Source organism: Agrobacterium sp. CFBP2214, assembly GCF_030209895.1.
Taxonomy (GTDB): domain Bacteria; phylum Pseudomonadota; class Alphaproteobacteria; order Rhizobiales; family Rhizobiaceae; genus Agrobacterium; species Agrobacterium radiobacter.
This window is the reverse complement of sequence record NZ_JARVRC010000003.1, coordinates 787,887-811,158: the sequence shown is the minus strand read 5'-3', so window position 1 is coordinate 811,158 and position 23,272 is coordinate 787,887. Positions and strand designations below refer to the sequence as shown.

At 59.3% G+C, this 23,272-nt stretch carries 25 protein-coding genes; 15 read left to right on the top strand and 10 right to left on the bottom strand.

Annotated elements, in window-relative coordinates; translation table 11 throughout:
• Window positions 1-77: 77 nt before the first annotated feature.
• A complete protein-coding gene (locus QRN60_RS11290) occupies window positions 78-1,022 on the top strand; it encodes an extensin-like domain-containing protein (RefSeq protein ID WP_112293548.1) in 945 nt (314 codons plus the stop codon).
• A 56-nt stretch (window positions 1,023-1,078) separates the two neighbouring features.
• Here QRN60_RS11290 and QRN60_RS11285 read toward each other — a convergent pair whose 3' ends face one another.
• On the bottom strand, window positions 1,079-3,319 hold the full coding sequence (locus QRN60_RS11285; protein ID WP_107675850.1) for a TonB-dependent hemoglobin/transferrin/lactoferrin family receptor: 2,241 nt from the start codon (window positions 3,317-3,319) through the stop codon (window positions 1,079-1,081).
• 343 nt (window positions 3,320-3,662) lie between these two features.
• Between QRN60_RS11285 and QRN60_RS11280 the strand changes: the two genes are divergently transcribed.
• Both QRN60_RS11280 and QRN60_RS11275 read left to right on the top strand, forming a co-directional pair.
• Window positions 3,663-4,184, top strand: coding sequence for a TIGR00645 family protein (locus tag QRN60_RS11280; protein WP_004430114.1), 522 nt, complete (start codon window positions 3,663-3,665; stop codon window positions 4,182-4,184).
• A 100-nt stretch (window positions 4,185-4,284) separates the two neighbouring features.
• The gene (locus QRN60_RS11275; protein WP_004430116.1) at window positions 4,285-5,001 is read left to right on the top strand and encodes a helix-turn-helix transcriptional regulator; all 717 of its coding nucleotides are present in this window, start codon (window positions 4,285-4,287) and stop codon (window positions 4,999-5,001) included.
• Window positions 5,002-5,032: 31 nt separating this feature from the next.
• Here the strand turns inward: QRN60_RS11275 and QRN60_RS11270 are convergent, their stop codons facing one another.
• The 4 genes from QRN60_RS11270 to QRN60_RS11255 all read right to left on the bottom strand — a co-directional run bounded on the left by QRN60_RS11270 (window position 5,033) and on the right by QRN60_RS11255 (window position 7,990).
• Window positions 5,033-6,190: a DUF2333 family protein gene (locus QRN60_RS11270; RefSeq protein WP_129564930.1), complete on the bottom strand. Its 1,158-nt coding sequence runs from the start codon at window positions 6,188-6,190 to the stop codon at window positions 5,033-5,035.
• 238 nt (window positions 6,191-6,428) lie between these two features.
• Complete coding sequence (locus QRN60_RS11265) at window positions 6,429-6,881, bottom strand: pseudoazurin (RefSeq protein ID WP_004430118.1); 453 nt, start codon at window positions 6,879-6,881, stop codon at window positions 6,429-6,431.
• 113 nt (window positions 6,882-6,994) lie between these two features.
• Window positions 6,995-7,576 (bottom strand): thymidine kinase, encoded by a 582-nt coding sequence (locus QRN60_RS11260; RefSeq protein WP_004430120.1) that lies wholly within the window; start codon window positions 7,574-7,576, stop codon window positions 6,995-6,997.
• Between the two features lie 42 nt (window positions 7,577-7,618).
• Complete coding sequence (locus tag QRN60_RS11255) at window positions 7,619-7,990, bottom strand: hypothetical protein (RefSeq protein ID WP_162266720.1); 372 nt, start codon at window positions 7,988-7,990, stop codon at window positions 7,619-7,621.
• Here QRN60_RS11255 and QRN60_RS11250 point away from each other — a divergent pair.
• From QRN60_RS11250 to QRN60_RS11235, 4 genes are all read left to right on the top strand, one after another.
• A complete protein-coding gene (locus QRN60_RS11250) occupies window positions 7,893-8,846 on the top strand; it encodes a choline ABC transporter substrate-binding protein (RefSeq protein WP_060725174.1) in 954 nt (317 codons plus the stop codon). The two genes, QRN60_RS11255 and QRN60_RS11250, sit on opposite strands and share 98 nt — an antisense overlap.
• 285 nt (window positions 8,847-9,131) lie before the next feature.
• Entirely contained in the window at window positions 9,132-9,983 is an 852-nt protein-coding gene (choW, locus tag QRN60_RS11245; RefSeq protein WP_035212696.1) for a choline ABC transporter permease subunit, read from the top strand.
• Entirely contained in the window at window positions 9,980-11,026 is a 1,047-nt protein-coding gene (choV, locus tag QRN60_RS11240; protein WP_129564929.1) for a choline ABC transporter ATP-binding protein, read from the top strand. Before choW ends, choV begins: the two co-directional genes overlap by 4 nt.
• Before the next feature lie 540 nt (window positions 11,027-11,566).
• On the top strand, window positions 11,567-11,887 hold the full coding sequence (locus tag QRN60_RS11235; protein ID WP_003524068.1) for an ArsR/SmtB family transcription factor: 321 nt from the start codon (window positions 11,567-11,569) through the stop codon (window positions 11,885-11,887).
• 132 nt (window positions 11,888-12,019) lie between these two features.
• Here the strand turns inward: QRN60_RS11235 and QRN60_RS11230 are convergent, their stop codons facing one another.
• Entirely contained in the window at window positions 12,020-13,195 is a 1,176-nt protein-coding gene (locus QRN60_RS11230; protein ID WP_060727443.1) for a DUF3095 domain-containing protein, read from the bottom strand.
• 284 nt (window positions 13,196-13,479) lie between these two features.
• On the opposite strand from QRN60_RS11230, the gene QRN60_RS11225 reads away from it, so the two are divergent.
• The 4 genes from QRN60_RS11225 (at window position 13,480) to queF (ending at window position 16,597) form a co-directional block, all read left to right on the top strand.
• Entirely contained in the window at window positions 13,480-14,586 is a 1,107-nt protein-coding gene (locus QRN60_RS11225; RefSeq protein WP_060725172.1) for a branched-chain amino acid ABC transporter substrate-binding protein, read from the top strand.
• A gap of 69 nt (window positions 14,587-14,655) precedes the next feature.
• The gene (locus QRN60_RS11220; protein WP_087744754.1) at window positions 14,656-15,057 is read left to right on the top strand and encodes a glyoxalase superfamily protein; all 402 of its coding nucleotides are present in this window, start codon (window positions 14,656-14,658) and stop codon (window positions 15,055-15,057) included.
• Window positions 15,058-15,212: 155 nt separating this feature from the next.
• The gene (locus QRN60_RS11215; protein ID WP_035212697.1) at window positions 15,213-16,115 is read left to right on the top strand and encodes a cation diffusion facilitator family transporter; all 903 of its coding nucleotides are present in this window, start codon (window positions 15,213-15,215) and stop codon (window positions 16,113-16,115) included.
• 17 nt (window positions 16,116-16,132) lie between these two features.
• Window positions 16,133-16,597 (top strand): preQ(1) synthase, encoded by a 465-nt coding sequence (queF, locus tag QRN60_RS11210; RefSeq protein ID WP_111793472.1) that lies wholly within the window; start codon window positions 16,133-16,135, stop codon window positions 16,595-16,597.
• 25 nt (window positions 16,598-16,622) lie between these two features.
• On the opposite strand, the gene QRN60_RS11205 is transcribed toward queF, so the two are convergent.
• Window positions 16,623-17,369 (bottom strand): DUF2076 domain-containing protein, encoded by a 747-nt coding sequence (locus QRN60_RS11205; protein ID WP_111793471.1) that lies wholly within the window; start codon window positions 17,367-17,369, stop codon window positions 16,623-16,625.
• A gap of 100 nt (window positions 17,370-17,469) precedes the next feature.
• A complete protein-coding gene (locus QRN60_RS11200; RefSeq protein WP_080864177.1) occupies window positions 17,470-18,060 on the bottom strand; it encodes a HupE/UreJ family protein in 591 nt (196 codons plus the stop codon).
• Between the two features lie 233 nt (window positions 18,061-18,293).
• On the opposite strand from QRN60_RS11200, the gene QRN60_RS11195 reads away from it, so the two are divergent.
• Window positions 18,294-18,875: an ATP-dependent Clp protease proteolytic subunit gene (locus QRN60_RS11195; protein ID WP_003523060.1), complete on the top strand. Its 582-nt coding sequence runs from the start codon at window positions 18,294-18,296 to the stop codon at window positions 18,873-18,875.
• Window positions 18,876-18,946: 71 nt separating this feature from the next.
• On the opposite strand, the gene QRN60_RS11190 is transcribed toward QRN60_RS11195, so the two are convergent.
• Window positions 18,947-19,204, bottom strand: coding sequence for a pentapeptide MXKDX repeat protein (locus tag QRN60_RS11190; protein ID WP_004430156.1), 258 nt, complete (start codon window positions 19,202-19,204; stop codon window positions 18,947-18,949).
• A gap of 218 nt (window positions 19,205-19,422) precedes the next feature.
• On the opposite strand from QRN60_RS11190, the gene QRN60_RS11185 reads away from it, so the two are divergent.
• Together QRN60_RS11185 and QRN60_RS11180 are read left to right on the top strand one after the other, a co-directional pair.
• The gene (locus tag QRN60_RS11185; protein WP_031233355.1) at window positions 19,423-19,938 is read left to right on the top strand and encodes a sigma-70 family RNA polymerase sigma factor; all 516 of its coding nucleotides are present in this window, start codon (window positions 19,423-19,425) and stop codon (window positions 19,936-19,938) included.
• Window positions 19,935-20,579 carry an NrsF family protein gene (locus QRN60_RS11180; protein WP_129564928.1) on the top strand — a complete coding sequence of 215 codons (645 nt, stop codon included), beginning with the start codon at window positions 19,935-19,937 and terminating at the stop codon, window positions 20,577-20,579. Before QRN60_RS11185 ends, QRN60_RS11180 begins: the two co-directional genes overlap by 4 nt.
• Before the next feature lie 72 nt (window positions 20,580-20,651).
• Here the strand turns inward: QRN60_RS11180 and QRN60_RS11175 are convergent, their stop codons facing one another.
• Window positions 20,652-21,734, bottom strand: coding sequence for an esterase-like activity of phytase family protein (locus QRN60_RS11175; RefSeq protein ID WP_129564927.1), 1,083 nt, complete (start codon window positions 21,732-21,734; stop codon window positions 20,652-20,654).
• A 274-nt stretch (window positions 21,735-22,008) separates the two neighbouring features.
• Here QRN60_RS11175 and QRN60_RS11170 point away from each other — a divergent pair, with 274 nt between their 5' ends.
• Window positions 22,009-23,187: a benzoate/H(+) symporter BenE family transporter gene (locus QRN60_RS11170; RefSeq protein WP_111793511.1), complete on the top strand. Its 1,179-nt coding sequence runs from the start codon at window positions 22,009-22,011 to the stop codon at window positions 23,185-23,187.
• Window positions 23,188-23,272: the final 85 nt, after the last annotated feature.

Genomic DNA, 23,272 nt, shown 5'->3' with positions numbered 1-23,272 from the left:
ATTTCGGCAAGGGAGTGAACCTTACCGGCCGCCGCTGCGTTGCTCTCCTGCCGAAACGGTCAGGAGTGCCCCGAAAAATGCTTCATCGTCTGTGTCTTCTGGTAGCCACCCTCGCATTGATTTCCGCCTCTGAACCGCCGGCGCAGGTACCGGTGCCGCAGCCAAAACCGGGCGAGGGGCAATCCTCCACCCCCTCTGAAAAACCATCGGACGAGATGCCGCAAAGCCCGGCGGAAGCGCCGAAACCGGCCCCTAAACCGCAGCGCCCGGAAGAGCAGAAACCGGACGCGAAGCCGCAGGCTTCGGAGGAGCAGAAATCGGATGATGAAAAGACACCCGCTGATAAAGGTTCCGATGACGCCAGAAAGGAAGGCGAGGGCAAGGACGACGGGGAGCGTAAGAAGCCCGGTGACGAGGCGGCCAAACCCGACGAGAAACCACCGGAGCCGGTGAAACCGGAAGATCCGGCCGCACTTCAGACATGCCTTGGCGCGTTGAAGGAGATCGGCGCTGAGTTCAAGCAGCTTGAGCCGATCCGCGATGCCGAGCAGGGGTGCGGCATCGAAGCGCCTGTCGAGCTTTCCGTGGTTCTGCCCGGTATCAAGCTGGAACCATCGGGCACCATGCGTTGCGAAACCGCGCTTGCGCTTTCCCGCTGGACAAAGGAGATGATGTTGCCGGCGGCGGCTCTCGCTTTGCCGGAGAAAAAGGTGACGGCCATTGCCAATGCCTCGACCTATATCTGCCGCAACCGCAACAGCGCGGAAAACGGCAAGATTTCCGAACATGCCAAGGGCAATGCCGTGGATATTTCCACCATTTCCTTCGACAAGGGTGAGCCGCTGGTGATGAAGCCGCGGGTCGAGGACGGGACGCCGGAAGGCGCTTTCCAGCGCACCATCACCGCCGCCGCCTGCCTGTTCTTCCGCACGGTTCTTTCGCCCGGCAGCGACGCCACCCATCAGGATCACCTGCATCTCGACGTGCTGGAACGCAAGGGCAGCTATCTCTATTGCCGCTGACAAAAAAGGGGCGACCCGAAGGCCGCCCCGACTGGAGATGATATTTCCGCCCGGATTTAGAATTTCTGGGTCAGGGAGATTTTGAAGGTGCGGCCTGCTTCCGTATAGAAATCGACCGGCTGGTTGACGGTGCTGACGGAATTCGGGTTCACGTCGCGGACGCCGACCCCATTCCAGTATTTCCTGTCAAACAGATTGTAGATACCGGCCTGGATGCGCAGGCCCTTGGTCTGTTCCGGCTCCCACCAGCCGGTCAGGTTGAAGACGCCGTAGCCGGGGGCATCGAAGGTGTTGGCCACCCTGTCGTCACGCATGCCGGACGAGAAGACGCCGGTCAGTTCCGTACCCCAGACATCCTGCGCATAACCGACGCCGAGGACGGACTTGAACGGCGCGACCGTGCGAATGAACTCGTTGGTATCGGTGTCCTTGCCATAGGCGTAGGCAAGCGAGGCATGGGCGAAGAAGCCGTTTGCGAGATCCTTGCGGACCTTGGCTTCGACACCGGAGATTTCGACATTGTTGCGGTTGCGATAGGTGAAGAGCGATCCGTTGCCCCTGCCGCCGAAGCCGGGGAACAGGGTGGTCGAGGTCGTGTATTGCTCGATGAAGTTCTTGTACTTGTTGTGGAACAGCGTCAGGCTTCCCGTCAGGTCGCCGGAGGCATAGTTCGCGCCGATTTCGAAACCATTGCTGGTCTCGGGGTTGAGGGCGGAATTGCCGACAACAGCGTAGCCGGAGCTTATGTTGGAGAAGTTCAGGTACAGTTCGTTGATCGTCGGGGCACGATAGGCCATCGACCATTGTGCGAAGAGCTGCAGTTCCGGGGTGACGTCGTAAGTTGCAAGAAGCTTCGGCGAAAAGCGTGAGCCGCTGTTGCCGCTCGGCAGGCCGAAGGTTCTGTAGCCGCCATTGCTGGAAACCGAACCGTCAGGGTCGTAGTCGTAGGAATCGAAGCGCAGGCCAGGGGTAAGACGGAAGCCGTTGCCGAAGGCGATTTCGTCATCGAGATAAAGGCCGAGGCTCTTGCCGCTCACGTCAGGCATGTCCGATTGCGAAGACGAGGTCGATCCGGCCGTGTTGGCGAACAGTTCCTGGCTGAAATCGGTCGTCATGGCGTTGCCGCCGAAGCGGACTGTGTGCTGCACGCCGCCAAGCTCGAAACCGGATTCGAGGCCGCCGACGATGCCGAATGCGCTATTGCGCATGCTGTCTTCGCGAATATAGAGCGAATTGTTGGTCAGGCGGTCGCCCGCGCCGGACTCCTTGGAAAGGCGCGTCCAGTAAAGCGAGAGATTGGCGGCGTCGATCACGCCGTCGGTCGAGGGCGCCTCGTATTCATAATCGAGCGATACGCGGTCACGCTCGGTATCCTCGTAACCCCGGTAGTCGCCGATCCGGTAGGTCGATCCCGATACGCTGACGCCCTGCAGGGTCTTCATGTCACTGCGGTCTCTCAGCGAATAACGCTCGGCCGTCAGCCCGATGCGGTGGCCACCTTCAAGATCCTGGCGGATCTTGAACATCAGGTTGCTTTCATAGGTATCGGCGGGGTTGGGCTTGGTGCGGCGCGTTCCGTAGACGTCGGCCGTACCCTTGTTGTCCGTCTCGTTGCCGCGCTTGTAGGAACCCTGGAACAGGACCGAGGTGTTCTCGATCTTCTTGGCGACGGCGATCGATCCGCCGACACTTCTGTCTTCGCTGTCATAGGTGGTCTTGGCCACACCACCCCAGTCCCTGCCTTCGCCGATCAGGTCTTCCGGCTCGAGCGTGCGCAGCACGAGCGCGCCGCCGAGAGCACCGGAGCCGATGCGGCTGGAATCGGCGCCGCGCACCACGTCAACAGTCGAAAGCGAGGAGAAATCGAAGCTCGAATTCGTATCACTGAGAGTGGTGGTGGCCTGGCCCTGGCGGGCGAAATTGTTGAAGTAGGGAACAGGAATATTATCGATCAAAGTGACGACGCGCGCGCCGCCGAGGCCGCGAATGAACAATCCGCCGGGCCTGCCGGGCTTGGCATCCACGTAATCGACGCCCGGTTCCGTGCTGTTGCCGAGGTCCTTGATGCTGGCGATGTCCTTCTTGCGGATGTCTTCCGCTGTGGTCTGGCTTGCCAGCGGCGTGTCGGCGACGGCATTGGCGCTTTTGACACGCTTGCCCTTGACCACGATCTTTTCAAGCGTGGTGGTGCCGTCCGCCTGCGAAGCGGCATCCTGTGCCCGTGCGGGGCCGGCAAGCGGCAGGAGAGAGATGGCAGTGCACAGAAGCAACGCGGATTGCGTGCGCGAAATGGACATGAAGTACCCCCAGGTAGGCGCGCGAATGGGCCACGGCGTGCCAAAGCACGCCGCGTTTGCCGCCGCGGCTGAAACTGTTTTGATTGTTACGGGCGAGCCGATAATCGAGGACTAAAAAACATGACGATAACTGTCAACATATTATATATGACTTTTTACATCATGTTTTAAAGCATAACGGTATGTTGCAAAAATACGACGCTTATCCCCCAGCGGAGTCCGGCTGGTGAATGGGTGCGAAAACGCCGCGATACGGTCAAAGTCCCGACATTGCCGCTTGCTAGGATATTCGCAGCCAGTTTACATGGCGAAACAATAAACAGATTATTAATCGGATACGGAAATGAAGTCTCTTGAACTGCTCGTCGAGCGGATCATTCTCTCCAGCCGCTGGCTGCTTGTGGTCTTTTATCTCGGGCTCGTCGCGGCGCTCGCGGTTTATGCATTTTCCTTCATGCTCAAGTTTCTGAAGGTTGCAAAAAACGTCTTCACTTACGACGAAGCGGATATGATCCTTGCCATGCTCGGGCTGATCGATGCGGCGCTGGTCGCCAGCCTGATCGTCATGGTGATGATCTCCGGTTACGAGAACTTCGTCAGCCGCTTCGACGAGTCGGATGCCGAGGTTTCGTTTCTGGGCAAGCTCGACTCGGGCAGCCTCAAAATCAAGGTCGCGTCGTCGATCGTGGCGATTTCATCGATCCACCTGCTGCAGATATTCCTCAACGCCAGCCAGTATACGGACAGCCAGCTGATGTGGTTCACCATCATTCATCTGGCTTTTGTCGTCTCGGCGGTCATGCTCGGTTTCCTCGAAAAACTGATGGCAAAGCCGAAGGACAAATCCGAAAAGCCGGTGCTTTGATCAGGATGGTCCAGCCGATATGAAGGTCGCAATCCCGTCCTGGCCATGCTGCATGTTTCTCGCTCCGGGCAGTGCGTCCCGGCGCGGCGAGGGCGCGTGAATGGCGAAGACGGAGCGCCAGGCCAGACTTTGTGACGATCTGTCGGCGGCAGCCGACAAATCCCAATGGCTGGAGGCGCTGCGGGAGGTGATGCGCGCCTTCGGCTACGCTTATGTGACCCTGCTGCGCTTGCCCGGCGGCCAAAATGTCTATGCCCTGCCCACGGTCGTTGAAAGCAGCCTGCCGATCTGGGTTGTGAATGCGATGACCAAGGATGGCGCACTTGGGGATTGTCCCGTCATCAAGCGCGGCGCGTCATCGATGATGCCGCAATATTGGTCGCTGCAGGACCCGGATATTGCCGGTGGACCGCTGCTGCATGCGGCGGCCTCGCTAAGCAGCATGGGCATTACCTCCGGTCTCATGGTGCCGGTGCACGGCATGTACGGCAACCGGCATCTGATGAATTTCGCAGGCGATCGCGATGTCCTGCCGCAAGCCTCGCTGAACGAGCTGAGCATGATCGTGCTGCATGCGCTGGAGGTTTATGACCGCCTTTGTCGCGCCAATTCCAGGGGTCCCTCGCCACTGACGAAACGGGAACTCGACGTCGTGCGCTGGACGGCGCAGGGAAAGACCTCCGTGGAGATCGCCGAGCTTCTCTCCATCTCGGAACATACCGTCAATGCCTATATGAACAACGCCATCCGCAAGCTCGACTGCGTCAACCGCACCCAGCTCGTGGCCAAGGCTATACGCCTTGGCCTGATAGACTGATCGAACCTGTCGTCCGGGGGAGGCCTCTGCCTTACCGGTCGAGAACCGAGCGAAGCTCGACGAGATTCGAGCGCACTCGCAAAACGTAAAATCCCATGGTGGCGAGGTGCGACGGCATGATCCAGCCGCTTTCCTCACCATTGGAAATGATCGCCGGCTGGATGCGCAGCGCCGCGCGGGTTTGCAACAGCGTGTCGTTCCACAGGTTTGTCAGGTTACGCTCGCGGATGACCTGCGCGAAGTCCGATCCTGCGGCGGAAAGCACGCCATAATAACCGTAGAGCTGGCCATAAGCGAACCAGAAACGGTCATCGGCGCGGGTGTCGAACCAGCCGCCATTATAGTTTTCCGAACGCTCGCGAAGGATCGCCGAAGTCGAACCGATGTCGCCTGCGATACGATCGATGAACTGGATCAGGTTGTCGGCGCGGGTGTCAAAAACCGCCTTGCAGGCCGTGAGTTCGCCGTTGAAGGCCTGGAAGCTGCGGATGGCGGCGCGGTAATAGCTGGGGGTCGGCGTCTTCGGGCCGAAGGGATCGAGGCCGAAATACCAGGAATATTCGCTGAACTGCATGTTGCCGCGCGCTTCCTGGAGATTGTTGTTGATGCCGGAGGTTCCGCGTACGCGGCCGAGCGTATCCACCAGTTCAACCGAGGTGCGGCGCACGGCCTGATTTACACCGCGCTGGAAGGAGGCCTTGTTGTCCAGAAACGGCGTGCTGTCCCAGTCCATGCCGAAGAGGCCGAGACGATAGAGCAGCATGGAGGAAATCCAGGCGTTCTGGCTGACGTTGAAATCGGTAAGATCGGCGGCGGCGTCGACGATGGCCGAACGCTGGCAAACAGGCGCGGATGTGTTGGCGGCGGCACCCGTTGCGCCGGCGGGCGAAGTCGGGCTGGCAGCCGGCAATTCCTGTCCGGGCGGCACGGTACGTTCGGCAAGCTTGTAACGGGAAATGTAATCCGGATCGAAATTGCTCCAGACCTGCGTTTGCCAGACGAAATATCCGTAAAAGCCGGCAAGCAGGATGAGAACCAGAGCGATTGGGCCCTTGATGATCCAGTTGCGGCCTTGATACCAGCCATGGGCGGCCATGAAGGGCCACAAAAGCCAGGCGACGAGAAGACCGGCGGCCCTGCCGATGGCGCTGAAGGCTGCCTGAATCCAGGCGGTGATCCGGTCGATCATGTCGTCATAGTCTCCTCTGCCCGTGGGGCTGGACGCCGGAAGAAAGAACCTCGGTCCGGCCGAACCCTTCGGCGCTTCGTATAAACCGCGGTCATTTACTGTCTTCCAGATATGTCCCGGTCAACCGGGATACAACATGATTGCGAAACTTTTCTCAACCTGCGGTCCGCGCCGGCCGTTATGGCTTTCCACACCGATTGTGGAACAACGGCCGCCGCGGAACCGAAGGGATATGCGGTTAGAGGCCGAGCTTGGCGATCTCGTCATTCAGCCGGTCGCGCGCCTTTTTCGGCAGTTTGCCGTTCTTGACGGCGTCCAGATTGGCCGGAGCCGCATCGCCAACGACGACGAGCGCGATCATGCCCATGCCGAGATGCGGTGTGCATTTGACGACGTAGGCGCCTTCCTTCTCGACAGTCACCTTCACCGTCTCGTTCATCTTGCCCTTGAAGTCGGCGACACCCTCAGGGATCATGTCCTTCACGGCTGCCGCATCATGACCCTTATCGACCGGGACGAAGGTGATGACGTCGCCGACGGCGGCCTTGACGGTCGCGGGTTCGAAGACCATCGCCTGGCCGTCGCTGCCCTTGTTGAGCATCTTCACTTCGATTTCGGCAGAAAGGGCGGGAAAGGCGAAAAGACCTGCGAGAATGGCGAGGCCGGCGAATTTGGCAGTTCTGTTCTGCATAATTTTGCTCCTGAGAGAAAGCACATCCACGCGAATGTGTCGCTGTCGTCTTAGCCCGGGAGCAGGGCAGCCATCTTTGCGGAAAATCAAATGCGGCAACCGGACGCAGATGCTCACTCGCCCTTGAACGTCTCCACCCAGTGGCGGCGGCAGAAGGAAACGTATTTCTCGTTGCCGCCGACATCGATCTGTGCGCCTTCCGTCACGACCTTTCCTTCATTGTCGAAGCGGGCCACCATCGTTGCCTTGCGGCCGCAATGGCAGATGGTGCGGATTTCGCGAAGCTCGTCGGCAATGGCGAGGAGTTCTTTCGAGGCCGGAAAAAGCTTTCCCTGGAAATCCGTGCGCAGGCCGTAGGTCATGACCGGAATGTTCAGTTGGTCGACAATCTCGGCAAGCTGCCAGACATGGTGTTCGGAGAGGAAATTGGCCTCATCGACGAAAACGCAGGCGACCGGCCCTTCGGCATTGTGGGCCGATACCTCGGCGAACAGGTCGGTATTTTCATCGAAGGTCAGGGCGTCGGAGGAGAGGCCGATGCGCGAGGCAACGCGGCCGACACCCGCCCGGTCGTCAAAGGCCGCCGTGAAGATCAGCGTGCGCATGCCGCGTTCGTGATAATTATAGGACGCCTGCAGCAGCATGGTCGATTTGCCGGCATTCATCGTCGAATAATTGAAATAGAGTTTTGCCATTATCCACTCCCGGAGCACCCGCGTATGAATGCCCCAATCTCTTCAATCGGCACACCATGCCTCACAAACCGGTCCCGGTTCTCCAGCCGATGTTGCATCCTGCGTCTTTTGACGAGGAAGACGCGGATTGAAAAGTATGGCCGTGGGAAAAACACAGATTTCTACGGCCTGCCCTTTTTCGACATTGCACCGCTGAATACCGACATTTTCACCATTTTGTCGCAAACGGTGGGCCAAAGCACGCAAATGCACGCGAGTTGATTGTGTCCGGCAGATATTGATAATGGCAAGGGAACGAAAAAACAGGGAGCAAGCGATGTTTGCAAATAGAAGTCGCTGTCTGGTCTTGGCCGCAGCAATCTCCTCCATGACGTTCAGCGCGGCCAGCGCCGCCGAACCGGCAAGTTGCGGCACGGTGCGTTTTTCCGATGTGGGCTGGACCGACATCACCGCCACAACGGCGACAGCCACCGTCCTTCTGAAAAGCCTTGGCTATGAAACGGACGTCAAGCTTCTCTCCGTCCCCGTTACCTACACATCCCTCAAAAACAAGGACATTGACGTCTTCCTCGGCAACTGGATGCCGACCATGGAAGGCGATATTGCGCCTTATCGCGAAGACAAGTCTGTCGAGACGCTTCGGGAAAACCTGACCGGCGCCAAATACACGCTGGCGACCAACGCCAAGGGCGCCGAACTCGGCATCAAGGATTTCAAGGATATCGCCGCCCACAGTGCTGATCTTGGCGGCAAGATCTATGGCATCGAACCCGGCAATGACGGCAACCGCCTGATTCTCGACATGGTGACCAAGGACAGTTTCGGACTGAAATCATTCGAGGTGGTCGAATCGTCCGAGCAGGGCATGCTCTCCCAGGTGGCCCGCGCGGAAAAATCCGGCGAGCCGATCGTCTTTCTCGGCTGGGAACCGCATCCGATGAATGCGAATTTCAAGCTGACCTATCTGACCGGCGGCGACGAGGTCTTCGGCCCCAACCTCGGCGGCGCGACGATCCATACCAATGTCCGCAAGGGTTACGTCGAGGAATGCCCGAATGTCGGCGCTTTCCTCAAGAACCTGCAATTTTCCCTGCCCATGGAAAACGAGATCATGGGCAAGATCCTGAATGACGGCCTTGAGGGCGAGGCGGCTGCAACCGCCTGGCTGAAGGCCAACCCGGCGGCGATCGAACCCTGGCTCGCCAACGTCAAGACCAAGGACGGCAGCGCCGACGCCCTGCCCACCGTAAAGAAGGCTCTCGGCCTTTAAACCGCAAGACTATGCATGACTGCATCCGGCCTGCATGGCAGGCCGGATCAGCGGGAAATAACGATGCCCATGCATGACCTTGCCTGTGAATTTTCAGACATTGAAGGTCATGCGCCAGCACCGCGTCCGGCAGTTTTATTGCCGGCCGTCATTTCTGCATTGGAGCAATTCCGGTAAAACGGGATGACGATGCTCCATTCCTTTGTTGTCTGCGCAATTCCGGACGCAAAACCGCTACGCATTTTTGCTGGAATTGTTTTAATTCACGAAAGGTCTTTTCTTACCGTGGAATGGCTCAGCGCTCCTGAAAACCGCCTGCCCGTCGGCCGATATGCCAAGGAGGCCATTGACTGGCTGACCGGCAATCTCGCTTTTTTCTTCGATTGGCTTTCCTTCATTTTCCAAAGCGTCATCAACGCCCTGCTTTATGTGCTGCAGGCGCCGCATCCGCTGGTCATCGTCGTGATCTTGACGGCGCTTTCGGCCTGGACGCGCCGCTCCGTCGGCATGCCCATCTTTACCGCGCTCGGGCTGCTGCTCATCATCAATCTCGGCTACTGGAAAGCGACGACGGAAACGCTGGCGCTGGTCATCGCCGCCAGCGCCGTGTGCATGATCATCGGTATACCGCTCGGCATATTGGCGGCCCGACGCAAGTGGATCTATGCCGGCATGCGCCCGGCGCTGGATCTGATGCAGACCATCCCCACTTTCGTCTATCTCATTCCGGCGCTGGTGCTGTTCGGTCTCGGCATGGTTCCGGGCCTCATCGCCACCGTCATCTTCGCCATTCCGGCTCCCGTGCGCCTCACCCGCCTCGGCATCGTCTCGACGCCGCCGTCGCTGGTCGAGGCGGCCGTCGCCTTTGGTGCGACGCCTTCGCAAGTATTGCGCAAGGTGGAGCTTCCCTTCGCCGCACCGCAGATCATGGCCGGCCTCACCCAGACGATCATGCTGTCGCTGTCGATGGTGGTCATTTCCGCGCTGGTGGGCGCCAATGGTCTCGGGGTGCCTGTCGTGCGCGCCTTGAACACCGTCAATATCGCCATGGGCTTCGAAGCGGGACTGTGCATCGTCATCCTGGCGATCGTTCTCGACCGGCTTTTCCGCCTTCCCGGCGCGGAGGATGATCTATGAGTGACGCCATCATCTTCGGAAATGTCGATATCGTTTTCGGCGACCGGCCCGATGCGGCGCTGCCGCTGATCGACAAGGGCAGCACGCGGGACGAGATCAATACCGAAACCGGACTGGTTCTCGGTGTCGCCAATGCCTCGCTCTCGGTCAGCGAAGGCGAGATACTCGTGCTGATGGGGCTTTCCGGCTCCGGCAAATCGACCCTGCTCAGGGCCGTCAACGGGCTTGCGCCCGTGGTGCGCGGCAATGTCGGCGTGAAGACCAAGTCCAGCTATGTCGATCCCTATCGCTGCCCGGCGAAATCGCTGCGCGATCTGCGCATGCACACGGTTTCCATGGTCTTCCAGCAGTTCGGTCTTCTGCCCTGGCGCAATGTGGCCGACAATGTCGGCTTCGGGCTTGAGCTTTCCGGCGTGCCGGAAGCCGAGCGCAAGCGCATGGTGGCCGAGCAGCTGGAACTGGTCAATCTCTCCGCCTGGGCCGACCGCAAGGTGGGAGAGCTTTCCGGCGGCATGCAGCAGCGTGTGGGGCTGGCGAGAGCGTTTGCCACCGGCGCGCCGATCCTGTTGATGGACGAGCCGTTCTCGGCGCTTGACCCCCTCATCAGAAGCCGCCTGCAGGACGAGCTTCTGGAATTCCAGAGCCGGCTGAAGAAAACTATCCTCTTCGTCAGCCACGATCTGGACGAGGCCTTCCGTATCGGCAACCGTATCGCCATGATGGAAGGCGGACGCATCATCCAGTGCGGAACGCCGCAGCAGATCGTCAAGCAGCCGGCCACGCAATATGTCGCGGATTTCGTGCAGAACATGAACCCGATTTCCATGCTGACTGCTGCCGATGTGATGAAGCGGGGCGTGGACGAACGCAACGGCCAGATGAACGTCGCCGCCACCGCCCGTCCATCATCGCCGCTGATCGATATTCTCGATGCGCTGTCAAAAAACTCCGGAGCGATCGGCGTCGTCGACAATGGCGCGATCATAGGCACGATTTCCGCAGATGAAGTCGTGGCAGGGCTGACGCGTCACCGCAAAAAATAGTGATTCGCCCGTCTGAAAAAAGAAAGGGCCTTCATGGAGGGCCCTTTTTCTGTTTCTACAAGATCTTTGCAGCGCAAGTTATACCTTCCCACGGTAGCAAAGAATATTTTTGATATCACAAGTTATGCATGAAAATAATTACTAATAAAAATCATATTGCAAACTTAGAGAAAATTGCGCAAAGTTAATCTAGATTCTTTAGCTCGCTGCTAAATTTAAGGTGGTAATAGATTGTCACCCCAAAATCCGGCGCCGGGTGTTAAGATTGAAGCGCTCAAATTTTGATCGTTTATTGCTTATAAATACTGCTGCTAATACATGTTTTTATCCTTAGACTGTGAAAAAACGAGCAAAAAGCTGATAATTTTATCACAATATCTTAAGTAAATAACCGATGAAGAATAGTCTTTGAAAGGGACACGATATAAGCAAGATTTAGGTATATACAACGTATCAACTGAATTATAAAAACACCTTTTGGAACACCTATAATAGCCACCATGACCGTCTTTTTCGACTGTCATCAGGAGACTTGAGCGTATGGATAACCAATCTCTGTCGGAACATAGCATCGCCGCTGCAGACTTGCTCTCAGCTATGGCGAATCCAAAGCGCCTGATGATCTTGTGCACGCTGGTGGATACGGAAGTGCCGGTTGGTGTTCTCGCTTCACAGGTTGGTCTCAGCCAGTCCGCTCTCTCGCAGCATCTTTCGAAGTTGCGTGCTCAGCGACTAGTGAAGACACGACGCGATGCGCAGACCATCTACTATTCCAGCAACTCCGAATCCGTGAAAAAAATCCTCGCCTCCCTCGAGGAAATTTACTGCCAGGCGCAGAAGAGCAGCAAGACCGCAGCCTGATCCCACGGCCGTGTTAAGGTCCGGCAGCATCACTCCATTGAAACCGGCGCACGACGCCGGTTTTTTCTTTTCGTCGGCTTTCGCTGTAGTGCATCCAGGCACAGAGATTGAGGGCTGGTATCGGCGTGGTATTCAGCCCGTCGCAGCAGATTGTATCTGCTGCTTGAGGCGGCTTGCCGCAGCCGCATATCCGCCGTCCGCGCCATCCACGAAATGCATATGGTCCCTGGAAAGCGGGGACGGCACGATACAGGTCATCAAGGCGGCATCCTGTTCGTGCAGGCCGTAATAACAGCTTCCCGATAGGCGACCCTGTTCAAGCCGCGTGCGGATTTTTTCGAGCCGTGAGGCGTCGATATCCACCGTCATCTTCAGTCCGTCATCGAACTTTCTGAAATCAGTATTGCTTGCGACCGAGCGCCGATAGCGCACCGCGTTGAACGGTCCGAACGACAGCCCCGTCACGCTGAGAAGATTGACGAGCAGGGACTCGCCGAGAATGCGAAACGAGCGGCGCATCTTGCCCCAGACATCGTGATAGGCAGCCCCGGCCCGGGCTTCCAGACCGAGACCTTCACCCACGAAACCGAGTTTCGGGCCATCCTCCGGCACGGGGTGGCCGTGTCTTGCATCCTGCTCGGCGAGATCGACGAGATCGATGACCAGCTGGCGGAATGCAGGCATGTCCCGCGACGGCCCCGGCACAGCAATGATCGACACCACCTTGCCGCGGGTGGCGGGGATGGGGTTCCAGCGACAGGAAAGTCCCGTCAGGTCCGGGCGCTCGCCTGCTTCGGCTGCGGGCAGGGCATATTGTCCCTCCTTCATCCGGGCTTCCGCCCAGCTGTTACCGCCGCCCGAAAACATGGCGTAGGAAACATCCTCGCTTGCCTGAAAGCGGGCGACGCGAATATCGAAACCGTTGCTGCGGATATCTTCGACGGGGACCAGGGCCACGCGCATGGCAAGATCGAGGTCATCCTTCACCCAGCGCTGCACATTCGAAAGTGCTGCGCGCGCCACAGGCAGCCCCTGGGGCGGCACGGCAACGGCGGCGCCGTCGCCGCCGAAAACGAAGGGCAGGTCGTGACGTCCGAGACTATTCGAAACGCCTGAAATGACCGCCGCACCCGCCATGTTGACGGCCTTGTATCGGCCGGTGCCGATCGCCGCGGTCGAATCAATGATATCGGCGATGGCCAGCCCCCATCCCGGCGGCAGGGCGCGATAAAGCGCCGGGTCGGCCACGTCTTCAAAATGCCGAAAGACGGGCAGGCCCGCCAGAAATTCTTCATCTGCTGCGATCATGGCGTATTATCCTCCAGCAGCGGCCAAACGCCAAGCGTTTACGGAAGGTCGATTTGTCCGTTCATACGGCGCAATCACGGCCGATCCGGCGAATGATTTACCGCTAATAGACCTAATCCAGCAAAGGTGACTTGCATAAATCATCAAACCTTCCGTATGAGTTGAGTGGAAGGCTCGGAATTCAAAAATGGAACGAGTTTTCGCCGGGAGGCGTCCGATAGTTTCATTCGGTCGGCGCCCATGGCGCTCACCGGGTCCGCGACCCCCTTTAAGGAGACACCAGGATGAAACTGAAGACATTGACCAGCGTGACGCTCGCAGCGTCCTTCGCATTCGCACCCCTTGCTCATGCCGAAATCGTCATCGGCCTGATTGCGCCGCTCACCGGTCCTGTCGCCGCCTATGGCGACCAGGTCAAGAACGGCGCCCAGACGGCAGTCAATGAAATCAACAAAAAGGGCGGCATCCTCGGCGAACAGGTCGTGCTGAAGCTCGCTGATGATGGCGGCGAGCCCAAGCAGGGCGTTTCCGCTGCCAACCAGCTTGTTGCCGAAGGCATCCACTTCGTCGTCGGTCCGGTGACGTCGGGCGTCGCCATTCCGGCATCGGATGTCTTTGCCGAAAACGGCGTGCTGATGGTGACGCCGACGGCGACCGCGCCGGGCCTGACCAACCGCGGCCTTGCCAACGTCTTCCGCACCTGCGGTCGTGACGACCAGCAGGCCGAGGTTGCGGCGAAATATGTTCTTTCCAACCTCAAGGACAAGAAGATCGCCATCATTCACGACAAGGGCGCTTACGGCAAAGGTCTGGCGGACTCCTTCAAGGCGACGCTGAATGCCGGTGGCGTGACCGAAGTTCTCTATGATGCGCTGACACCAGGCGAAAAGGATCTCGGCGCGCTGACGGCTCGTCTGAAGTCCGACAATGCCGACATCGTCTATTTCGGCGGTTACCACCCGGAAGCAGGTCTTCTGGTGCGCCAGCTGAAGGACATTGGTTCCAAGGCTGCCGTTATCGGCGGTGACGGCCTGTCCAACAGCGAGTTCTGGAACATCGGTTCGCAGGCTGGCGAAGGCACGATCTTCACCAACGCTTCCGACGCGCTGAAGAACGACGACTCCAAGGCTGCTGCCGAAGCGCTGAAGGCCGCCAACATTCCGGCGGAAGCCTTCACGCTCAACGCTTACGCTGCCGTTGAAGTCCTGAAGGCCGGCATCGAGAAGGCCGGAAGCGCCAAGGATTCCGAAGCGGTCGCCACGGCCCTGAAGAGCGGCGACGCTTTCCCGACGGCAATCGGCAAGGTCACCTATGGCGAGAACGGCGACCTGACGTCGCAGGCCTTCTCGCTGTTCAAGTGGCAGGACGGCAAGATCGTCGCAGCCGAATAAGCTGACTGTACCGGCCGCACCTGTTGCGGCCGGTTTCATTTTATGGGTCCGAAAAGAGGTTGAGGCAGCATGGGTGATGCCGGGACACAAAACGCTGGCGACATTGGCTTCGAGCGGATATTCCCGATCGTCAGGATATTCGACGAAGCCAAGGCGCGGGAGTTCTATGTCGATTTTCTCGGTTTCGAGGTCGATTGGGAACACCGCTTCGGCGATAATTTCCCGCTCTACATGCAGGTTTCACGGGCCGGAATGGGCCTTCATCTCAGCGGTCATCACGGTGATGCGACGCCGGGCTCCAACATTTTCGCTACCATGCGCGGCGTTCACACCTATCAACAGGAACTGGCGGCGAAGGATTATCGCTTCCTGAAACCGGGTGTTGAAGAACTGCCCTGGGGCGATGTGATGGAAGTGACCGATCCATTCGGCAACCGCATTCGTTTCTGCGAGCAGAAGAGCGAAGAGTGATGCTTTTGGCGTGAGCGCAATGCCCTTGACCTTGTGCTCCGTTTGAACGATAGAACGCTCAAATAGCGAACCGCGCGCACGGAGACCCCGTGCGCGCGGTTCGTGCGTTTTGGCAGTCGGTCATGCAATTCGTTCGCATCCGCACGGGGGCAAAAATGAACAGTGAAGGCAATGCGCTGGTAAGGAAGCTCGCATTCTGGAGCATTCCGCTTTCTTTCGGTGTGCTGGGCCTCAAACTCGTGGCCTGGTGGGTCACGGGCTCGGTCGCGCTTTTATCTGACGGTCTGGAATCGACCGTCAATGTGGTCGCGGCCTTCATCGCCTATTTCGTCATTCGCTATGCGCAGAAGCCCGCGGATGACGACCACCAGTTCGGCCACCACAAGGCGGAGTATATTTCCGCCGTCGTGGAGGGTGTGCTGATCGTGGTTGCAGCGCTCCTGATCGTACAGGAGGCCTGGGGTGCTCTTTTCAATCCGAGGCTGCCGGAAGCGCCGGTTCTCGGTCTGGTCATCAATGCGGCGGCGGGTGCGATCAATGCTGTCTGGGCGACGATCCTCATCCGTGTCGGCAAGAAATATGCCTCACCGGCGCTCGCGGCTGACGGCCATCACATCATGTCTGACGTCGTGACGTCGGCAGGCGTTCTCGTCGGCCTCGTTCTGGCGCTTTTTACGGGTTACGCCATTCTCGATCCGCTGCTCGCCATTCTCGTGGCCGTCAACATCCTCTTCCAGGGCTCGAAAGTCATTCTGCATTCGCTTGGCGGCTTGATGGACCGGGCGGTGGAGCCGGAAGAGGACGAGGCGATCAAGAAGGCGATTGCGGAAAATTCCGGCGGCGTCATCGGGGTGCATGATCTCAGAACCCGCCGCGCCGGTTCGGCGGCCTTCATCGATTTTCACGTCGTTGTTCCGGCCGTCATGACGGTGCGGGAGGCGCATGATATTTGCGACCGCCTTGAAGATGCCATAAGGGACGTCATACCGGGCGCCAGCCTTGCCATTCACGTCGAGCCGGAAGGCGAAAAGGCGCATGGCGTCAAAGTGATTGTTTAAATAAACAGGAGTTTTCCATGTCCGTGACGGATGTTTCCGGCCTGTCGCAGCTGGGCACGAAGGTCGATACGCCAGAGAGCCCGGAAAAGGCCGTTCTCGAAAAAGTGCCGAACGGCAATGCCGGCACCGATTATGTCGTGCGCTTCACTGCGCCCGAATTCACCTCGCTTTGCCCGATGACCGGCCAGCCGGATTTCGCCCATATCGTCATCGACTACATTCCGGGTGATTTCCTGGTGGAATCGAAGTCGCTGAAGCTGTTTTTGCAGTCCTTCCGCAACCACGGCGCATTCCACGAGGATTGCTCGGTCTATATCGCCAAGCGGCTGGTAGAACTGATGCAGCCGAAATGGCTGCGAATTGGTGCTTACTGGTATCCGCGCGGCGGCATTCCGATCGACGTGTTCTGGCAGACCGGACCGGCGCCTGAAGGCGTGTGGCTCCCGGATCAGGGCGTTGCCACCTATCGCGGCCGCGGCTGATCCGGCTGTTTATGTGATGCAAGGTTCAGGCGAACGAACCGTCGTCGCCTGAATCAGCATCCGCATCATCGGCGTTGTCGTCGTAATCGGCCTGCTGGATATCGTCATCGTCGTTATTCTGCGGGTTGGCGCTGTCGCCATAATAATTGTTGATGACGGTTTCCTCGACAGGTGCGTTACCAGCGGCATTGCCGCCGCCGAAGGGCGAACCAAGGCCGAGCGACGACATGTGGCTGCCGAAAATGCCGCTCAGCGAATTGGCTAGCAGCATGCCGCCCGCGACACCGGCAGCGGTGCCGAGCGCGCCCTGCAGAAAACCACCGCCTGAACGTCCACCTGCGGCGGCCTGGCTCCATGGGCCACCGGGCTGCTGCTGATTGGCTGCCGCTCCCCAAGGGCCGGCCGTCTGGCCGGCGGTATCGTTGCGCCATGAGCTCGGCGCGGCCGCAGGGGCTGGTGCCGGTGCGGGTGGTTGCGGCTGGCCGGTGCCGAAGATGGAGCTGAGGAAACCGCCCTGCGCCGCCGCCTGAGGGGCGCTATTACCGCTTTCCAGTGCGTGGATGCGGTCTTCGAGCTGTTTGATATGGGCTGCTGCCGCTTCCAGACCTTTTTCCTGAACGATCACCGCCTGGGCGAGATAATAGGGGGCTGCGGGTTGATCGCGCACGGCGTCTGCGATCAAAGTTTCCGCCTCGCGGTCACGCGGGGTGGCGGATGCGGTTTTGGTCCTGTCGAACAGGGCCTTGAGAAGCTGGCTTTCTTCCGGTGACATATGCTGCCTCCTTACCGTGAAGCGTAAATCCACGATAAGGAGGTAGGCCAGAATTCAGGCTTTTCAAAGCGGTCCAAATTTTAAATTTCGGTAATGATCTTCAGCCGCCAAAGGCGAGCGAGAGACCCGCAATCGCCGTCAGCGCGCCGACGGTGCGGCTTGCGGCCGAGCCAAAACGGGCAATGCCGAGGCCGAGCGCGATGCCGGCCGCATGCAGGATGGCGGTGGCGATCATGAAGCCGATGCCGAATTGAAGCGCGCCCGCGCTGCCGAGTTCACCGCCATGGGCATGGCCGTGGAAAAGCGCGAAAGCGCCGACAACGGCCGCTGCCGCTGCCGTGGGAAGCCTCGCCGCCATCGCAACCAGCAGGCCAAGGCCGATGACGGAGGCGAGAATGGCGGGTTCGACGAAGGGAAGGTCAATGCCGTAAACCGCCATCAGGAAGCCTGCGGCCATGGTGCCGACGAAAGCGGCGGGCACGATCCACAGCGCCTTGCGGTCGTTTCGGGCAAAGGCGATCTGCGAGGCCCAGATGCCGACGGCCACCATCGCCAGAATATGGTCCGCACCGAAGAAGGGGTGGGAGACGCCGGCCATGAAGGAACCGTGTTCTTCCGGGTTCAGATGGGCGAAAGCGGGCAGGGTGGTGAGGCCGAGCGCGGCGGCGGCGAGGCTTAGTCTTTTCAGCATGGTTCCCTCTTGAAATTGTTGCCGTCAGCGGCGGGATCTTGGGCTTCCCGCGGCGGGCGGCGCTGCAATGAGGCGCTGACGATATCGCGAAGGCCAAGAGGCTGTCCATGCGTCATCTGCCGGGGGTGGTGTTTATTGTTGGCGGGCAAACCTTGCCTTTTTCGCTCATTGCCTTACGTAACAAGTCGCACTATGTCCGAAGGGCATGCATGAATTACGCTGGAGAGCCGTTGATGAACGAAGACGAAGACGACAAGAGCAAGGAACTGCCGATCGGCAAGGAAACGGAAGCGAATCTTTTCAAGTCGCGTTCGATCTTCATCTATGGCGGCATCACGCAGGAACTGGCGCAGAAGGTCTGCACGCAGCTCGTGGCTCTTGCCGCCGCCAGTGACGACGACATTCGCGTTTACGTCAATTCGCCGGGCGGTCATGTCGAATCGGGTGATTCCATCCACGACATGATCAAGTTCATCAAGCCGAAGGTCTACATCATCGGCACGGGCTGGGTCGCCTCCGCCGGTGCGCTGATTTACGTCTCGGTGCCGAAGGAACGTCGCCTTTGCCTGCCGAACACCCGCTTCCTGCTGCATCAACCCTCCGGCGGCACGCGCGGTATGGCATCCGACATCGAAATCCAGGCCCGCGAAATCATCAAGATGAACCAGCGCCTGATCAAGATCTTCTCCAAGGCCACCGGCCAGAGCGAAGAAAAGATCGCCAAGGACATCGATCGCGATTACTGGCTCGGCGCGGAAGAGGCCAAGGATTACGGCCTCGTCGGCAAGATCGTCGAAAGCCAGTCGGAACTCTGAGTTTTCGATTTTCATTTGAGAAAGCCCGCATCGGTCAAAACCGGTGCGGGCTTTTTTCGTTCAGGCCGGCCTTACTTCATCGTGTCGCAGGCCTTCATCATGTCGGCCTTTTTCATCTTGTCCATTTCCATACCGGCCTTGTCCATGCAGTCCTTCTTGCTGGCCATGGACATGCCATCCTTTTTCATGGTCTCGGCCTTCATGGCGTCGCTATGCATGGTGTCCTTCTTCATCGTATCGGTTTTCATGCTGTCGGCATGGGCGATGCCTGCGAAGGAAAGAGCGGAGAACAGGGAAGCGGCGGCAATGGCGGTAAGAATGCGGGTCATGAAGGGTCTCCTCTGGACGTCGTTGCATGTCCGCCGGCATTGTGCCGGGGCTCACGATTGTCCATTCGGGCGCGACCCGCCGCCCGTTACATCTTCACGCGCTTGTGACGACAAGTTCGGGCGAGATTTTTTTAAAGCCACTATGTAACAATATCCTGCCGACTGCGAATAACCCGATAGTGACGATGACAGGCAGCCCTTCGGAAGAGACATTAAAAATGCTGATGCTGCGTTCCCTCGATGGGGACGAAGGCGCCTACCGGCATTTGCTTCATGCCCTGAGGCGGCTGCTGATCGCCTATTTCAGCCGGCGCATGGCGGCCGCCTCCAGAGGCGATGTCGAAGATCTTGTGCAGGAAACCCTGTTGTCGCTTCACGCCAAGCGGGAGACCTATGACCGTGCAAGACCTTTCACGGCGTGGTTCTTCTCGATAGCGCGCTACAAGCTCATCGATCATTATCGGGGCAGGGGCGCCCGAATGCTGGCGGAAGTCGAACTCGATGAGACGCTGGAGGCGGAACCCTCCGTCGATGCGGTCATGGCCCGCATGGATGTGGAGCGGCTGCTCGACGACCTGCCGGAGCGGCAACGCGATCTCATTCGAAGAGTGAAACTCGAAGGCCAGTCAATTGCCGAAGCGGCCGAAAAATCCGGCCAGACCGAGCTTGCGGCAAGGGTCGGCATTCACAGAACGCTGAAAGTCCTGGCGGCGAAGTTGCGGGGGGACAGGTGAGGAAAACGGAAGACATCATCGAACAACTGGCGGGTGATCTGAAACCTGTCCACGCTTTCGCGCTGGAGCGCAGGCTGGCATTCGCAGCATTGCCCGCGCTCGGCCTTTCGCTCGTGCTGATGGTCGTCATTCTGGGGCTTCGCGTCGACATGAGCGAGGCCATGACCGAGCCGGGTTTCTGGGTCAAATCCGCCTATAATGCCCTACTGGCCCTCATTGCATTTTTTGCCGTCATGCGTCTTGCGCGGCCGGAAGGCGAGAGGGGTTGCCTGTTTGTGTGGCTTGCGCTGATTTTTGCCGCCATGGCGCTGATCGCGCTCGTCCAGCTTGGATTTGCCGTGCCCAGCACCTACAGCACCCTCATTCTCGGATCGTCGGCGTCGCATTGCCCGTTTTTGATCGTTGCTTTCGCGCTGCCGCTGTTTCTGGCGAATTTCGCGGTTCTCAGGCGGTCGGCCCCCGCTGATCCCACGCTTGCGGGTTTTGCCGCTGGCATCGCCGCAGGTGCGGCCGGGGCGTGGGTCTATTCGTGGTTCTGCACCGAAAACGGCATGGCTTTCGTGTTGATCTGGTATTCCCTGGGCATTCTCTTGACCGGTATCATCGGCGCTTTCGCCGGTTCACGTCTGCTCCGCTGGTAAGGCAGGCATCCGTCTCGGTTGCCGATGCCGGCCCGGACATTGTCCAGAGCCGGCATTCTGTTTCGGTGGATTTCACTGACCCAGATTGGCGGGAATTGCGAATGCCGCAAACTGGGTGAACTGCTTGCCCGTGTTGAAATTGTCGTCGGAGGCGATGACAAAAAGCTGCTTGCCATCCACCACAGGGCCGAAGGCGAAGCTCTCGATATTGTCGATATCGAGGCCGAAATCGCCTTCGTTGATTTCAAACCAGGGTGATTTCGATACGGCAGCCACGGAAGCCGGATCGATCTTGTCCTTCCCGAGAATATTGTCGGCGCGGGACATGTCGACGATGAAGAAGCGGATGTGGTTGCCGACGCCGGAGGCGAAATTGCGCTCGACGGCGACGAAACGGCCATCCGGCAGGGCTGCAATGGCGGAAAGGCCGTTGTCGTTATATTTCGGCTCGGCGGCGGTTGGGGTCTTGGAGATCGCCTCGGTGACATAGACATGCTCGGCGACCGGCTTCAGCGTCGCCGTGTCGATGACGAGGATACGGGCCGGGCTGCCCGCCTGCGGCGTTGCCTTGGGGCCGTCCTGGATGAGAGCGTTTTCGGTGGCGGCGATCAGCTGGCCGGGCATCAGCGTCAGGCCTTCGAAAGCGAGGTTGTTCTGTACGCCCTTGGTCTTCGCATCGTCGACGAGATAGGCGTCCGGCAGTTCCAGCCGCTTCACATTGCCGCCGTCGATGTCCGAGACGTAAAGCGCCGGCTGGTTCTTCAGGTCGCGTTCGGAGGACCAATAGAGCTTGCCGCCCTTGCGGTCGAGCGCGATGCCTTCCGCATCGATGCTCTTCGGCGCAAAGGCCGCGCCGGTCTCGTCTTTCAATTCATGGGTGGCGGCGATGTTGAGCGTGGTGGCGCCTTCCGTTATGGCCAGCTCCAGCTCGTAATAGCGGGCCGGACCTTTTTCCACGCGATCATCGGAAATTGCGAAATAACGGCCCGTTTCGCTGTCGAAGGCGAGATCGGAAATGCCGCCGAAGGTAACGCCATTGATGGAGAGGCCCGAAGGCACGACGATCTGGCCGAGGAAGGCCGGCGCAGGCGGGGTCTGGGCAGCGGCGGGAAGAGCCGCAAAACAGCAGGCGGCAATGGTGACGATGCGGAGCATGGCGAGGGTCCCTCTCGTGGCGGATGACCTGTTGTGATGCGGGCAGGATTAGCGCCTCGCTGCTAAACTTTGATGACGTTTTCCCTGCCGCCGTACCTGAAGTCTGGTGGCCCATCTTGCCAAGTCGCGTCTTTTTTGATCCTGAATATAACCACGCTTCATCCAAGGCGTGTCGCCATCCCCGGATTCGCGCATCACGCTTCAATTTTTCTGCCTGTCGCCAATGCGGCCCGCTGCGGTTGTTTGCGACAGGCCGCAGGCCGCAGAGTGCTTCATGCTGAAAGATTTTTCCGTCCAGAGCCTGTTCATGGGCTGCCTTACCGCCTTTGTCGGTTTCGCCAGCTCCTTCGCCGTTGTGTTGCAGGGGCTGAAAGCCGTCGGTGCGACGGATTTCGAAGCGGCGTCGGCGCTGATGGCGCTTTCGGTGGCGATGGGGCTTTGCGCCATCGCTCTTTCCGTCACAACCCGGCTTCCCATCAGCATCGCGTGGTCGACGCCGGGCGCCGCGCTGCTTGCCACCACCGGCGTCATTGAGGGTGGCTTTCCGGCAGCCGTTGGCGGGTTCGTCATCTGCGCCATTTTGATCATCATCGCAGGCCTGTTCAGGCCACTTGGAAAGGCGGTCGCCTCCATTCCCGCGCCGCTTGCCAATGCCATGCTGTCAGGCGTCATCATCGGCCTGTGTTTCGCGCCGATCAAGGCAATCGGCTTCAACCCGGCGCTTGGATTACCCATCATTCTCGCCTGGATCGTTGTTGGAGCCTTCAAGCGGCTGTTCGCCGTGCCCGCGGCCCTTGCCGCCTTCGTGCTTGTCATGATCTTCGGTGTCGATATTCCTGATGCCGCGCTCGATAGCGTGGCGCAATCGCTGACACCGCCGATTGAGTGGGTAACGCCCGTCTTCAGCCTGCACGCCGTCGTCTCCATCGCGCTGCCGCTCTTCATCGTCACCATGGCCTCGCAGAATATTCCCGGCATCGCGGTGCTGAAGGTCAATCACTACGACCCACAGCCCGGACCACTTTTCGCGGCGACCGGCTTTTTCTCGCTGCTTTCCGCGCCCTTTGGCGGCCATGCAGTCAATCTTGCCGCAATCACGGCTGCGATGTGCGCGGGCGAGGATGCTCATCCTGATCCAAAGCGGCGTTACTGGGCGGCGATCATCGCCGGTATCGGCTATATCATCTTCGGCCTGTTGGCCGGCGTGGTCACGGCCTTCGTGGCGCTGGCGCCGCCCATCCTCATTCAGGCGGTGGCGGGGCTGGCACTGGTCGGCGCCTTTTCCGGTTCCGCAGTGGCGGCCTTCAAGGAGCCGGAAACCCGCGAGGCGGCGGCCATCACTTTCCTCATCACGGCCTCCGGCCTCTCCTTCGGCGGCGTTTCCGGTGCCTTCTGGGGGCTGATCGGCGGCGGGCTGATGATGGCGTTGCAGCGGGTGGTAAAGCGTGGTTAGGCAGAAAGGCTTGAGAGCGGCAGGCAGGGAAAATAACCAGCGCGCAGCACAAGATCACTTGTCAGACCGCCAGCCGCTGTTTATA

Excerpts from the sequence above, each read along its gene's own strand:
- QRN60_RS11280 (WP_004430114.1), top strand. The coding sequence starts at position 3,663 with ATGAAGTCTCTTGAACTGCTCGTCGAGCGGATCATTCTCTCCAGCCGC.
- QRN60_RS11270 (WP_129564930.1), bottom strand. The coding sequence starts at position 6,190 with ATGATCGACCGGATCACCGCCTGGATTCAGGCAGCCTTCAGCGCCATC.
- QRN60_RS11250 (WP_060725174.1), top strand. The coding sequence starts at position 7,893 with ATGTTTGCAAATAGAAGTCGCTGTCTGGTCTTGGCCGCAGCAATCTCC.
- QRN60_RS11235 (WP_003524068.1), top strand. The coding sequence starts at position 11,567 with ATGGATAACCAATCTCTGTCGGAACATAGCATCGCCGCTGCAGACTTG.
- QRN60_RS11190 (WP_004430156.1), bottom strand. The coding sequence starts at position 19,204 with ATGACCCGCATTCTTACCGCCATTGCCGCCGCTTCCCTGTTCTCCGCT.
- QRN60_RS11195 (WP_003523060.1), top strand. The coding sequence starts at position 18,294 with ATGAACGAAGACGAAGACGACAAGAGCAAGGAACTGCCGATCGGCAAG.
- QRN60_RS11170 (WP_111793511.1), top strand. The coding sequence starts at position 22,009 with ATGCTGAAAGATTTTTCCGTCCAGAGCCTGTTCATGGGCTGCCTTACC.
- QRN60_RS11185 (WP_031233355.1), top strand. The coding sequence starts at position 19,423 with ATGCTGATGCTGCGTTCCCTCGATGGGGACGAAGGCGCCTACCGGCAT.
- choV (WP_129564929.1), top strand. The coding sequence starts at position 9,980 with ATGAGTGACGCCATCATCTTCGGAAATGTCGATATCGTTTTCGGCGAC.
- QRN60_RS11200 (WP_080864177.1), bottom strand. The coding sequence starts at position 18,060 with ATGCTGAAAAGACTAAGCCTCGCCGCCGCCGCGCTCGGCCTCACCACC.
- QRN60_RS11225 (WP_060725172.1), top strand. The coding sequence starts at position 13,480 with ATGAAACTGAAGACATTGACCAGCGTGACGCTCGCAGCGTCCTTCGCA.
- QRN60_RS11215 (WP_035212697.1), top strand. The coding sequence starts at position 15,213 with ATGAACAGTGAAGGCAATGCGCTGGTAAGGAAGCTCGCATTCTGGAGC.
- QRN60_RS11175 (WP_129564927.1), bottom strand. The coding sequence starts at position 21,734 with ATGCTCCGCATCGTCACCATTGCCGCCTGCTGTTTTGCGGCTCTTCCC.
- QRN60_RS11220 (WP_087744754.1), top strand. The coding sequence starts at position 14,656 with ATGGGTGATGCCGGGACACAAAACGCTGGCGACATTGGCTTCGAGCGG.
- QRN60_RS11285 (WP_107675850.1), bottom strand. The coding sequence starts at position 3,319 with ATGTCCATTTCGCGCACGCAATCCGCGTTGCTTCTGTGCACTGCCATC.
- QRN60_RS11230 (WP_060727443.1), bottom strand. The coding sequence starts at position 13,195 with ATGATCGCAGCAGATGAAGAATTTCTGGCGGGCCTGCCCGTCTTTCGG.
- QRN60_RS11205 (WP_111793471.1), bottom strand. The coding sequence starts at position 17,369 with ATGTCACCGGAAGAAAGCCAGCTTCTCAAGGCCCTGTTCGACAGGACC.
- QRN60_RS11265 (WP_004430118.1), bottom strand. The coding sequence starts at position 6,881 with ATGCAGAACAGAACTGCCAAATTCGCCGGCCTCGCCATTCTCGCAGGT.
- QRN60_RS11275 (WP_004430116.1), top strand. The coding sequence starts at position 4,285 with ATGGCGAAGACGGAGCGCCAGGCCAGACTTTGTGACGATCTGTCGGCG.
- queF (WP_111793472.1), top strand. The coding sequence starts at position 16,133 with ATGTCCGTGACGGATGTTTCCGGCCTGTCGCAGCTGGGCACGAAGGTC.
- QRN60_RS11290 (WP_112293548.1), top strand. The coding sequence starts at position 78 with ATGCTTCATCGTCTGTGTCTTCTGGTAGCCACCCTCGCATTGATTTCC.
- QRN60_RS11260 (WP_004430120.1), bottom strand. The coding sequence starts at position 7,576 with ATGGCAAAACTCTATTTCAATTATTCGACGATGAATGCCGGCAAATCG.